General features: G+C 67.1%; 14 protein-coding genes. 8 read left to right on the forward strand and 6 right to left on the reverse strand.

Annotated elements, in window-relative coordinates; genetic code table 11:
• Positions 1-67: 67 nt before the first annotated feature.
• The 3 genes from ACTJI6_RS05930 to ACTJI6_RS05940 all read right to left on the reverse strand — a co-directional run bounded on the left by ACTJI6_RS05930 (position 68) and on the right by ACTJI6_RS05940 (position 2,111).
• Complete coding sequence (locus ACTJI6_RS05930) at positions 68-370, reverse strand: DUF6522 family protein (RefSeq protein WP_440798703.1); 303 nt, start codon at positions 368-370, stop codon at positions 68-70.
• Between the two features lie 16 nt (positions 371-386).
• The gene (hmpA, locus tag ACTJI6_RS05935) at positions 387-1,577 is read right to left on the reverse strand and encodes an NO-inducible flavohemoprotein (protein WP_440798705.1); all 1,191 of its coding nucleotides are present in this window, start codon (positions 1,575-1,577) and stop codon (positions 387-389) included.
• A gap of 93 nt (positions 1,578-1,670) precedes the next feature.
• The gene (locus tag ACTJI6_RS05940) at positions 1,671-2,111 is read right to left on the reverse strand and encodes an Rrf2 family transcriptional regulator (RefSeq protein WP_440798707.1); all 441 of its coding nucleotides are present in this window, start codon (positions 2,109-2,111) and stop codon (positions 1,671-1,673) included.
• 381 nt (positions 2,112-2,492) lie between these two features.
• On the opposite strand from ACTJI6_RS05940, the gene ACTJI6_RS05945 reads away from it, so the two are divergent.
• The 5 genes from ACTJI6_RS05945 to ACTJI6_RS05965 all read left to right on the forward strand — a co-directional run bounded on the left by ACTJI6_RS05945 (position 2,493) and on the right by ACTJI6_RS05965 (position 5,586).
• Positions 2,493-3,113, forward strand: a complete 621-nt coding sequence (locus ACTJI6_RS05945) for an SRPBCC family protein (RefSeq protein WP_440798709.1) — start codon at positions 2,493-2,495, stop codon at positions 3,111-3,113.
• Positions 3,113-4,321, forward strand: coding sequence for a zinc-dependent alcohol dehydrogenase (locus tag ACTJI6_RS05950; RefSeq protein ID WP_440798711.1), 1,209 nt, complete (start codon positions 3,113-3,115; stop codon positions 4,319-4,321). Before ACTJI6_RS05945 ends, ACTJI6_RS05950 begins: the two co-directional genes overlap by 1 nt.
• A complete protein-coding gene (locus tag ACTJI6_RS05955; protein ID WP_440798713.1) occupies positions 4,314-4,511 on the forward strand; it encodes a hypothetical protein in 198 nt (65 codons plus the stop codon). Before ACTJI6_RS05950 ends, ACTJI6_RS05955 begins: the two co-directional genes overlap by 8 nt.
• A gap of 101 nt (positions 4,512-4,612) precedes the next feature.
• Positions 4,613-5,128: a hypothetical protein gene (locus ACTJI6_RS05960; RefSeq protein ID WP_440798715.1), complete on the forward strand. Its 516-nt coding sequence runs from the start codon at positions 4,613-4,615 to the stop codon at positions 5,126-5,128.
• Between the two features lie 11 nt (positions 5,129-5,139).
• Positions 5,140-5,586, forward strand: a complete 447-nt coding sequence (locus ACTJI6_RS05965) for a DUF421 domain-containing protein (protein WP_440798717.1) — start codon at positions 5,140-5,142, stop codon at positions 5,584-5,586.
• Between the two features lie 9 nt (positions 5,587-5,595).
• On the opposite strand, the gene ACTJI6_RS05970 is transcribed toward ACTJI6_RS05965, so the two are convergent.
• The gene (locus ACTJI6_RS05970; RefSeq protein WP_440798718.1) at positions 5,596-5,775 is read right to left on the reverse strand and encodes a DUF3606 domain-containing protein; all 180 of its coding nucleotides are present in this window, start codon (positions 5,773-5,775) and stop codon (positions 5,596-5,598) included.
• A gap of 178 nt (positions 5,776-5,953) precedes the next feature.
• Between ACTJI6_RS05970 and ACTJI6_RS05975 the strand changes: the two genes are divergently transcribed.
• Genes ACTJI6_RS05975 through ku (ACTJI6_RS05985) form a run of 3 tightly spaced genes read left to right on the forward strand, consistent with a single transcriptional unit; the run spans position 5,954 to position 8,246 of the window.
• Positions 5,954-6,463 carry a ferritin-like domain-containing protein gene (locus tag ACTJI6_RS05975; protein ID WP_440798720.1) on the forward strand — a complete coding sequence of 170 codons (510 nt, stop codon included), beginning with the start codon at positions 5,954-5,956 and terminating at the stop codon, positions 6,461-6,463.
• 3 nt (positions 6,464-6,466) lie between these two features.
• The gene (locus tag ACTJI6_RS05980) at positions 6,467-7,390 is read left to right on the forward strand and encodes an NAD(P)/FAD-dependent oxidoreductase (RefSeq protein WP_440798722.1); all 924 of its coding nucleotides are present in this window, start codon (positions 6,467-6,469) and stop codon (positions 7,388-7,390) included.
• 55 nt (positions 7,391-7,445) lie between these two features.
• Positions 7,446-8,246 (forward strand): non-homologous end joining protein Ku, encoded by an 801-nt coding sequence (ku, locus tag ACTJI6_RS05985; protein WP_440798724.1) that lies wholly within the window; start codon positions 7,446-7,448, stop codon positions 8,244-8,246.
• Positions 8,247-8,284: 38 nt separating this feature from the next.
• Here ku (ACTJI6_RS05985) and ligD read toward each other — a convergent pair whose 3' ends face one another.
• Positions 8,285-10,786 (reverse strand): DNA ligase D, encoded by a 2,502-nt coding sequence (ligD, locus tag ACTJI6_RS05990; RefSeq protein ID WP_440798726.1) that lies wholly within the window; start codon positions 10,784-10,786, stop codon positions 8,285-8,287.
• A 3-nt stretch (positions 10,787-10,789) separates the two neighbouring features.
• On the reverse strand, positions 10,790-11,662 hold the full coding sequence (ku, locus tag ACTJI6_RS05995) for a non-homologous end joining protein Ku (protein ID WP_440798728.1): 873 nt from the start codon (positions 11,660-11,662) through the stop codon (positions 10,790-10,792).
• Positions 11,663-11,712 lie beyond the last annotated feature (50 nt).

The raw sequence follows: 11,712 nt of genomic DNA on the forward strand, positions 1-11,712 counted from the left end.
AGACTATCCTGACCCTTTCCTGACGGACAGGCCATCGCAGAGTGGTGCGCGGGGCTTGGGTCCGGGTTTACGCCGGCGACGGCCCCGCATCGCGGCCGGGCGCGCCCATCTGCGCGCGCGTCAGCGTCAGCACGGTGCCGTCACCCGCGCAGGTCAGCCGGACCCGCCAGTCGGATGTCTGGAAGGTCAGGCGCAGCTTGCCCGCGTCGTCGGCCTCGCCCCGTTCGATCATGGTCCTGATCCGCCCCGACCGCATCCGGTCCTGAAAGGTCGGGACATCAAGACCCAGCAGCGGCGCGATGGCGGCCGCGTCGACGACCGGCTGATCGCCGTCGAAGCCGACCTTCATGCGCGGGACGGATGCCGTCATGACCGCCGCCCCCCGCCTAGGCAGCCAGCTGTTCGTCGGAGGGGCCGAAGAACTCGTAATGGATGCGGTCCGCCGGGACGCCCGCCGCGCGCAGGCCGGTGACGAAATGACGCAGGAAGGGCCGGGGACCGCACAGATAGATGTCTGCCTCGGCCAGGGGGGTGTTCGCCCGCAGCCAGTTCAGGGTGATCCGGCCGGGATTGGCCCTGTCCTCGGCGCCGGTCTCGTAGAAGGTCTCGACCAGCACATTGCCGTGGCGCGCGGCGGCCTTGCGCACCTGCGCGTCCAGGGCGTGATGGGCGGGGCTGCTGGTCCCGTGGACGTAATAGACCGGCAGGTCGCGGTGGCGGTCGGCCACCACCTCCATCATGCTGACGAAGGGGGTCAGCCCGACCCCGCCCGACAGCAGCAGCAACGGCCGTTCGGGACTGTAGGCCAGGCTGAAATCGCCTGCGGGCGGCGTGGCCTCGATCACGGTGCCGACCTGGATCCGATCATGCAGAAAGCGCGAGGCCTCACCCTGGGGTTCGCGCTTGACGGTGATCCGATAGCCTTCCGCATTCGGCGCGTCCGAAATGGAATAGTTGCGCTTTACCCCCGCAAGCCCCGCCGCGTCGAAGCGCAGGGTCAGATACTGGCCGGGACGGTGCGGCACGACCGGGCCGCCATCCTGGGGGCGCAGCAGGAAGGATGCGATCCCCTCGGCCTCGACCTGCCGGTCGGCGATCACGAAGCGGCGCCAGTCGGTCCAGCCGCCGGGCTGCGCGATGATGCCGTCGCGGATCGCGGCCTCGCGGTCGATCAGCAGGTCGGCCAGGAACCAGAAGGCCTCGCCCCAGGCTTGCAGGATCTCGGGGGTCGCGGCTTCGCCCAGGACTTCGCCGATGGCGCCCAGCAGGGCCTCGGCGACAAAGGGGTAATGTTCGGGCAGGATGGCATAGCCGACATGCTTCTGGGCGATCCGTTCGACCGCCGCGCCCAGGGCGGGCAGGTTGTCGACATTGCGCGCATAGGCCAGCACCGCCTGAGCCAGCGCCAGCCGCTGGGTGCCGCTTTGCTGGTTGGCATGGTTGAACAGGGCGGCGATGTGGCCGTTGCGGAACAGGCGGCGATACATCACCTCGGTGATCGCGGGTCCATGCCGTTCCAGCGCGGGCACCGTCGCTTTCACAAGGGCAATGGTCTGGTCCGACAGGGCGCGGGGCATGGGAATCTCCTGAAGATGTATCCTGAGGAATGTATATCCCTGAAAAGATGTATTGAAAAAGCATGTTATCCAGCCTGCGGGAATATGTCGCGGTCAGGCCAAGCCTACCGCGTCCGGAAGATCCTGGAACAGGCCGCGAAAAACCTCGGGCCGGGCGACGACATCGCTGAGCCGATAGCGGTCCAGCACCGCCAGGAAGGCCAGGCTCGCCTCGGCCAGGACCGGGGGCAGGCCGCAGGCCACGGCGATCCGGCAGGTGCTGCAATCGACCAGATCGCCCAGATCCTCGGTATGGCGCACCACGTCGCCGATCACGATGGCCGAGGCCGGGCGGGCCAGCCGCAGCCCGCCACCGCGCCCGCGCACGGTTTCCACGAAACCGGCATGGCCCAGATCCTGGACGATCTTCATCAGGTGGTTGTGCGAGATCGCATAGGCCTGCGCGATCTGCCGGATCGAGGCCAACCCCTGATCCCGGCTTGCCAGATAGATCAGCACGCGCAGGGCATAGTCGGTATAGCGGGACAGTTTCATGCCGGCCAGAATAGAAGCAGCCGCCCGGCATGTATACGGCGCAATGCGGCCGGGCGCCGAGGCGCGCAGGAATCAGTCCCGGCCGGTCCCGTGCAGCCGGTTGATGACCTAGGATATGGCATCGTCCCGGTCGCGGTTTGACCACCGATTAACCTTTGTTCCGACGCCCGAGGGGAACGTAACGCCCCCGGTGGGGTTTCCCTGTCGCATCCCTGGTCCCGGAAACGGTCGTGTTCCTGCGTGTGGACATGCCGCACCCTGCCGGGCGGCGGGATCCATGACCTGACCGGCGTCTCTGCGGCCCATGGGTGCCCCGACACGCCGCGCCCACCATCCCTGCGGCCGCCGGAACAGGCGCCCGCATATTGCAGGAGGCCCCGAATGCCCCGTCGCTCTTCCGACCTGCCCGTTGCGGCCACCGTCCTTGCGCTGTCGATCGGTGCGGGACTGGCTGTCGGCGCCGCGATGAAATCCGCGCCCCGGCGCCCGCCCGACAGCGCCCCTGGCCGCACCGCGCGGCGGTCCCATTTCGGCGGCTATCAGGTCGCCGGGCGCACCGTCACGATCAACGCGCCGCGCAGCCGCATCTTCCAGATGTGGCGCGACCCGAACCGCCTGACCGACTTCATGGAGGGGCTGGCGGCGGTCCAGGTCAGCGGCGACAGCGTGACCTGGGTCATCCAGTCCCCCGACGGCCGCTTCCCGGTCGAGACCCGCCTGGTCGAGGAACGTCCCGACGAGTCTCTGGCCTGGCGATCCGCAGAGGGCGCCGACATCCAGATCGAGGCCAAGGTGCAGTTGCGCGTCGCCCCCGCCGGGCGCGGGACCGAGGTCGAGGCGCATGTCGCCTGGCGCCCGCAGGGCGGCATCGTCGGGCATTGGGCGGCGATGCTGCGCGGCACCGATCCGGCGATTCGCGGCAAGCAGGATCTGAAAAGGCTGAAGATGCTTCTGGAAACCGGCGAGATCGCCACCTCGGCCAATCGCAAGGGGGACGACTGATGCGCGCACTGACCTGGCACGGCAAGCATGACGTTCGCGTCGACACGGTTCCCGACCCGCAGATCGTCAATCCCCGCGATGCGATCATCGAGGTGACGGCCACGGCGATCTGCGGATCGGACCTGCATCTCTACGATGCGGTGATCCCCGGCCTGCAACCCGGCGACATCCTGGGGCACGAATTCATGGGCCGGGTCGTGGAAACCGGCCCGAAATCCACGCTGAAGAAGGGCGACCGGGTGGTGGTGCCCTTCACCATCTCCTGCGGGGCCTGCTTCTTCTGCGGGCAGGGCCAGTTTTCCGCCTGCGACAACTCGAACCCGGTCGAAAAGCAAGAGGCGTCGGAACTGCTGTACGGCCATGCCGTCAGCGGGCTGTTCGGCTATTCCCACATGACCGGCGGCTATCCGGGCGGTCAGGCCGAATATGTCCGGGTGCCGTTTTCCGATGTCGGTCCCATCGTGATCCCGGACGGCATCCCCGACGAACAGGTGCTGTTTCTGTCCGACATCATGCCCACCGGCTGGATGGCGGCCGAGAACTGCGACATCCAGCCCGGCGATACCGTGGCCGTCTGGGGCTGCGGGCCGGTCGGGCTGTTCGCGATCCAGTCGGCGCTGCTGATGGGCGCGCATCAGGTGATCGCCATCGACCATTATCCCGGACGGCTGGATCTGGCGCGCGGCCTGGGCGCGAAGGTCATCGACTATACCCAGACCCACGTGCTCGAGGCGCTGATGGAGATGACCGGCGGCATCGGCCCGGACGCGGTGATCGACGCGGTGGGAATGGAAAGCCACGGCTTCGCCCCCGACAGGATCATGGACGCCGTGAAGCAGAAGATCGGCGTCGGCGCCGACAACATCCACGCGCTGCGGATGGCGCTGATGGCGGTCAGAAAGGGCGGGCGCGTCTCGATCCCCGGCGTCTATGGCGGCATGGCCGACAAGTTCCCGATGGGCGCGCTGATGGAAAAGGGCCTGCAAGTCCGCACTGGCCAGACCCATGTGCAGAAATACACCCGCGAGTTGCTGCACCGCATCCTGGAAGGCGAAATCGACACCACCTTCCTGATCTCTCACCGGCTGTCGCTGGAGGATGCGCCGACGGGATACCGGAATTTCCACGGCAAGCAGAACGAATGGACCAAGGTGGTGATGACGCCGGGCGCCGCGTCCAGCCCCGCGCAAGGAGGGGACCATGGCTGAGAAAGACGGCGACAAGACGACCGAGGCCGGACCCGTGGACAGATCCGCCGGGGCCGCGGGCGAGCCGGCCGATACCGATTACTATCGCGCCACCGAACCCGTCCGCAGCAGGCTGGCCTGGCAGGTGCTGATCTGGCCGTTGGCCCTGGTGCTGCTGATCATCCTGGGTGCGGTCTGGGCCTTGTCGTGACGGACAGGGCGCCCCGGCGCGCCCGTTCCTGACCACGCGGGAACCGGAACCCCCTCTGCCGCCTTTTGCTTTCATAAGCAAGCGGTTGGAGGGGCCTTGCCATGGATCAGGACACAGGGTTGGCGATACCTTCGGTGCGCCCGGACGGATTGCAGCTTGACGAACATCGCGCCCGTCAGCGGCGTTACTGGCGGATGCAGCGCATTGCCTGGTGGGGGTTCGGCGCCGTCATGCTGGTGGCGGTCCTGGGGCTGACCGGCAGCGGCGGGGTGTTCCACAAGCAGACCATCGCCTTTGCGGATGCCACGGTCGAAATCCCCCGCGTGTCGCGATGGGAGGGATCGGACGACCTGTCCATCACCTTCCACGGACCGGGCGACAGCCACGAGGTCATCATCACCCAGCCCTTCTTCGACCGCTTCGCCATCGAGCGTATCCAGCCCGAGCCGGACCAGAACCCCTTGCTGCCCGGCGCGCAGGCGATGCGCTTTGCCGCCACGGATGCCCCGCCCCATCAGGTCAAGGTCGATGTCCGCGCGATGCATTTCGGCTGGACCCGCTTCGACATCGCCGTCGGCGGGGAAACGCGCCCGGTCTCTCTTCTTGTCCTGCCGTAACGGAGCACATCATGGATTCGGTCATTCGCGGCGTCTCCATCTATATCGTCCTGCTGATCGCGACCCGGCTGTCGGGCCGCCGCACCATGGCGCAGATGACGCCCTTCGATTTCGTTCTGCTTCTGATCATCGCCGAGACGACGCAACAGGCGCTGCTGGGCGACGATTTCTCGATCAGCAACGCGGTGGTGCTGATCCTGACGCTGTTCGCAACGGACGTGGTGCTGGCCTGGCTGAAGGGGCGGTCTCCGCGCGTGGAATCCCTGCTGGACGGCAGCCCCACGGTGCTGATCAGCCAAGGCGAGATCGACCGGGAAGCGATGCGCCGCGCCCGCGTCAGCATCGAGGACGTGCTGGAATCGGCCCGTGAACAGCACGGGCTGAAGTCGCTGGCCGATATCGACGCCGCCGTGCTGGAGGTCAGCGGCGGCATCAGCATCATTCCCAGGGATCCGTGATGCCGGACCCTAATCCTTCAGCTTGCGTTCGACTTGGGCGCGGCTGTTGCCTTCGGACTTGACCGCCTCGCGCACCTTGTCCTTGGACACGTCCATCTTGTCGGCTTCATAGCGGACCTCGTGGTCCTGCCCGCCCGCGACCTTGCGGCGATCCTGGGCGCGACCCTGATCCTTGCGTTCGGTGGCCATCGCTTCCTCCTACCCTGCTTTGTGTAACAGGGCCAACGCCGGGACCGGCGTTCCGTTTCAGCCGCCTTGGGGGAATTAGCCTTTATTCATGCCCTGTCCTGGAACGGATGCGGCGGGGACGGGTTCTTCTGGCTTACGGGGCTGCCCAGCCAGCCGCATTCACGAAGGAACCAAGACCATGACAGACGCTGCCCATGAAGTATTCATCGACGGCCTGCGCAACGCGCATGCCATGGAAAAACAGGCCCTTTCGATCATGCAGCCGCAACTGAACCGGCTGGAACATTATCCGCAGGTTTCCGCGCTGCTGGAACGTCATATCCGCGAAACCGAGGGGCAGATCCAGCGCTTGGACCAGATCTTCGAAAACCTGGACGAATCCTCGTCAGGGTTGAAGGACACGATGCTGTCGCTGGGCGGGTCGATGGCGGCCCTGACCCACAGCATGGCCAGCGACGAGATCCTGAAGAACTCACTGGCGAATTTCGCCTTCGAGAACTTCGAGATTGCGGCCTATACCGCGCTGATCACCGCCGCCGAACAGGCGAACCTGTCCCACGCCGTTCCCCTGTTGAAACAGAACCTGGACGAGGAAGTGGCGATGGCCTCGCAGATCCACGACGGGCTGCCCGAGGTGGTGCGCCAGTATATCGTCCTGTCGGCCAGCGATCAGCGCGCCGATATCTGAGCCATGTCGGCGGATGCCTTTGACTGTGCCATCGTCGGCGGAGGCCCGGCGGGGCTGACGGCGGCGATCTATCTGGCCCGGTTCCGCCGCCGGGCCATCCTGATCGACGAGGGGGACAGCCGCGCATCGCTGATCCCCCGGTCGCACAACCATCCGGGCTTTCCCGACGGCATCCACGGCGACGACCTGCTGGCCCGGATGCGCGAACAGTTGAACAATTTCACTGCGGCCACCCTGGCGGCAAGGGTTACGGGGATCGCCCGCAGCGGCAACGGGTTCCGCATCGCGGCGGGCCGGGACATAGCCGCCTCGCACCTGATCCTGGCGACCGGCATCCGGGACCGGCTGCCGCCCATCGCGCAGGCCCGCGATCATGTCCGCGACGGGCTGATCCGGCAATGCCCGGTCTGCGACGCCTATGAACTGACCGGCCAGCCGGTCGCCGTGATCGGCACCGCGCATTGCGCGGCGGGCGAGGCGCTGTTTCTGCGCCAATACACCGCCGACATCAGCCTGCTGACCTTGGGCGCGGATCTGGATCTGTCCGGCAGGATCATGGGCAAGCTGGCCGATGCCGGGGTGCGGATCGTCCGCGATCCGGTCGAGGATTGGGATTTCGGCCGCGACGGCGTGGGTGTCCGCTTCCGGGGCGCGGCGCCGCGCCGGTTCGCCGCGCTGTATTCGGGCCTGGGAAACGATCCACGCAACGATCTGGCCGCCGCCCTGGGCGTGGATCTGGCCGAGGACGGCCGCATCCTGACCGACATGAACCAGGAAACCTCGGTGCCCGCCGTCTTCGCGGCGGGGGATGTCGTGACCGGGCTGAACCAGATCGCGGTGGCGATGGCGCAGGGGGAAATCGCCGCCACCCGCATCCACAGCCTGTTGCGGCTGGCGGAAAACCGTTGCGTTCCCGACAGCCTCTGACGCGGGAACAAAGCCCCGCCCCTGCCGTTTGGTCCCGTGGCAAGGAGTTTCCATCATGGCACCGCGCACCTTCTGGAAGGGCTATCTGAAGCTGTCGCTGGTCACGTGCCCCGTGACCCTGCTGCCCGCCACGACCGAGGGCGAGAAGGTCCGCTTCCACACCCTGAACGCCGATACCGGCAACCGCGTCGTCAGCCAGTATCGGGATTCCGTCACCGAAAAGCCGGTCCGCGAACAGGACGAGGTCAAGGGCTATCAGCGGGGCGAGGACGATTACGTCATGCTGGAGGATGCCGAGATCGACGCGGTGGCCCTGGACAGCACCCGCACCATCGACATCGACATGTTCGTGCCCGACCATTCGATCGGCTGGGTCTGGTACGACCGCCCGCATTTCCTGCTGCCGGGCGACGAGGTGGGGCAAGAGGCCTTCGCGGTGATCCGCGACGCGATGCAGGCGACCGGCACGGTGGGCATCTCTCGGGTGGTGATGTATCGGCGCGAACGCGCGGTGATGCTGAAGCCGCGCGGCAGGGGGATCGTTCTGTGGACCCTGCGTTATGGCGATGAGGTGCGCGACGAGGGCGAGTATTTCGACGGCCTGCCCGGCGGCAAGCCAGAAGCCAAGCTGCTGACCTTGGTGCGCAAGCTGATCGACGAACGCACGACCTCTTGGGATCCCGGGATGGTGAACGACCCGGTGCAGGACCGTCTTCTGGACATCATCGCCGCCAAGAAAAAGGGCCGCAAGCGCGCGTCAAAGCCCAAGGCCGCCAAGCCCGAGGTGCAGGACAATGTCATCGACATCATGGCCGCCCTGAAGAAAAGCATCCAGGCCGAAGGGCGCGGGCGCTGAGGAAGCCGGGCCGCGACAAAGCCAGCAAAGAAGAACAGTCACCGCTTGCGGCCCTTGGCGGCGGGCTTTGCCTGCAAGGGTGTGGCGGCGGGGCGGAAATCCTCCCACGGGTCGCGGGTCAGGGCATCCAGCCGGGCCGGGGTGTTGATCACGGTGAAATAGTCCGGCGCGATCTGGTCCAGTTCCTCCCACGCGACGGGCATGGACACGGCGGCACCGGGGCGGGCGCGGGTGGAATAGGCCGCCACAGCCGTCATGCCGCGCTGATTGCGCAGATAGTCGATCAGGATCCGTCCCTTGCGCTTGGCCTTGGCGATGGTCGAGACATAGGCGCCGGGCGCATCCGCCGCCATCGCGTCGGCCAGCCCCTTGGCGAAGGTCTTGACGGCGGGCCAGTCGGCCTTGGGCACCAGGGGCGCGACCACATGCAGACCCTTGCCGCCCGATGTCTTGACGAAGGCCGCCAGCCCCGCGTCGGTCAGGCGCTGCCGCACCTCTTGCGCGCCGGCGATCACGGCGTCCCAGGCCACGCCTTCGCCCGGATCCAGGTCCATGGTGATCGTGTCGGGACGGTCCCAGTCGGCGACGGTGCTGCCCCAAGGGTGGATTTCCAGCACCGCCGACTGGACAAGGGCCATCAGCCCGTCCAGGTCGTTGATGGCCACCATCGGTTCTTCCCCCTTGGCCTTGGGGTCCTTGACCAGGGCGATATGCTTGCTGATCCCCTTCCAGGCATGTTTCTGAAAGAACTTCTGCCCGTCGATGCCGCTGGGGCAGCGCAGCAGGGCCAGCGGCCGCCCGACGATGAAGGGCGCGATCCGGGGCCAGACCTGGGCATAGTAGTCGGCCAGCCCTTCCTTGGTGATGCCGTCGTCCGGCCAATAGATCCGGTCGGGATGGGTCAGCGTCACCCGGCGCCTGGGTGCCTGGGGCGCGGGCTTGGCGGGGCCGTCTTCGCGCACGACCTCGGCGGCGGGCTTGTCCTCGCGCAGCCCCCGGAACGAGGCATGGCGCAGCATTCCGTCGGCGGTCCAGGCGCGGAATTCGACCTCGGCCACCAGTTCGGGGCGCACGAAGCGGACCCCCCGCGCGGCATCCGCCGCCAGCTTGTCCGCGAAGGGGCTGTCGTCGATGCGCATCCCGTCCAGCCGGTCGCGCAGATCCCGCGCCACGGCGGCGGAAAATCCGGTGCCGACCCTGCCCACATAGTCCAGCCTGCCGTCGTCGAAAACGCCCAGGGCCAGCGATCCGACCAGCTTGTCCGAGGTCGTGGACGGCACATAGCCCGCCACCACGAATTCCTGCCGCGCCGAACATTTCGACTTGATCCAGGTCTTGCCGCGCCCCGACCGATAGGGGGCGTCGGCTTCCTTGGAAATGATCCCCTCCAAGCTGAGACGGCAGGCATGGCGCAGAACCATGGCCCCGGCCTCGCCGAAATGGCCGCTGTATCGCACCCGGCCCGGCCGAGACCCGACAAGATCCTCCAACGCCTGCTTGCGGGCAAGCAACGGGGCCGCGCGCAAGTCCTGGCCGTTCAGATACAGCAGGTCGAAGGCATAGAAGACGAACCGATCGTTGCGCCCTTCCGACAGATCCGCCTGCAAGGCCGAAAAATCCGAGGCCCCTGCCCCCGCCTCGACCACCAGTTCACCGTCGATGATGAAGGTTTCGGCGGGCAAGGCGCGCAGGGCATCCGTGACCTCGGCCCCGAAGCGATCGGTCCAGTCCAGCCCGCTGCGCGTCAGCAGGCGCACCTGCTGGCCTTCCAGCCGCGCTTGCAGGCGATAGCCGTCGAATTTCACCTCGTGCAGCCATTTCGCCCCGGTGGGCGGCGCGGGCCGCAGGGCGGCAAGCGCGGGTTCGACGAAATCGGGCATCGGCGCCTTTTTCGCGCGGGGGATGGCGGCGTCCTTGCGGACGCGGGACGCCGCCTTGGGCCTGGCAGGCTTCGGCGTTTCGTCGGCGCCTGCCGCGACCTCTTCGACCGTGCGGCCGGTCTTCAGCGATTCCGGGCGTTCAGTCAGGATGTCGGGCGCGTCGGCGGGTCGGGCGGCGTCGTCGTCGGCTTTGATCAGCAGCCAGTTCTCGCGCGTCTCGCCGCGCTTGCCGCGCATTCGGACCAGATGCCAGCGGCCCGACAGCTTCTGGCCCCGCAACTCGAACTCCAGCTTGCCCTTGGCGTAATCGCCGTCCACGGGAACCCATGTGCCGCGATCCCAGACGATCACCGCGCCCGCGCCGTAATTGCCCTTGGGGATGGTGCCTTCGAAGGTGCCGTAATCCAGCGGATGATCCTCGACATGCACGGCCAGGCGTTTTTCGCCCGCGACCAGGCTTGGCCCCTTGGTCACGGCCCAGCTTTTCAGCACCCCGTCCAATTCAAGCCGCAGATCGTAATGAAGCCGGGTCGCGGCGTGCTTCTGGATCACGAAGGAATGGCCCGCCTTCTTCGCCTTGCGCCCGCGCGGCTCGGCCGTCTTGGTGAAGTCGCGCTTGTCGTTATAGGTCGCCAGCCCGGCCCCCGATGTGCCCGCCATCGCCTAGCCCGCCTTCTTGCTGCCCGAGCCGCGCGCCGGGGTCTTGCGGCCGCCCCCGCGCGGCTTGGCCGAGGCCGAGGACCGGCGCGCGGGCTTTCGCGTGGCCATGCCCGCGCTTTCGCGCAGCGCGGCCATCAGATCGCCCGCGGCCTCGGGCTTGGCTTCGCGGCGGGGCTGGATCGTCCTGCCTTCCATCTTGGCCTTGACCAGATCGGCCAGGGCGGCTTCGTAGCGGTCGTCGAAATCCTTGGGGTCGAAGGTGCCGCGCTTGGTCTTGATGATGTGCTGGGCCAGATCCAGCATCTCGCCCTTGATGCGCAGGTCGGGAATATCCGCGAAAACCTCATCGGGGTCGCGGACCTCATAGTCGAAGTTCAGCGTGGTGGCGATCAGCCCGGCGTCATGGGCGCGGATCAGCACCGTGCGGACGCGGCGGAACAGCACCGTCTGGGCCAGGGCCGCGACCTTCTTGCCGCGCATCCCCTCGCGGATCAGGGCGAAGGCTTCGGCCGCGCCCTTGCCGGAAGGCAGCAGGTAATAGGGCTTGTCGAAATACAGGTCGTCGATGTCGTCGCAGCCGATGAAGGCGCTGACGGACAGGGTCTTGTCGCTGTCGGGAACCGCCGCCGCGACCTCATCGGGATCCAGCACGACGTAATCGCCCGATGCGATTTCGTATCCTTTCACCTGATCGTCGCGGTCCACCGGCTTGCCGGTGTCGCCGTCCACGAAGACGCGGCGCAGCCGGTGGCCGGTCTTGCGGTTCAGCGTGTGGAACGCGATCCGGTCCGATGTGGAGGCCGCCGTGTAAAGCGCCACCTGGCAGCCGACCTCTCCGACCTTGAGGAAGCCCTTCCAGTTCGCCCTGGCCGCCATGGTCCGTCCCCGCTCTGATGATCAGAAGGGGAAACGGCCACCCTTGCGCC

Origin of the sequence: Paracoccus sp. 22332 (assembly GCF_052045125.1) — a bacterium.
GTDB classification, from domain to species: Bacteria; Pseudomonadota; Alphaproteobacteria; order Rhodobacterales; family Rhodobacteraceae; genus Paracoccus; species Paracoccus haematequi_A.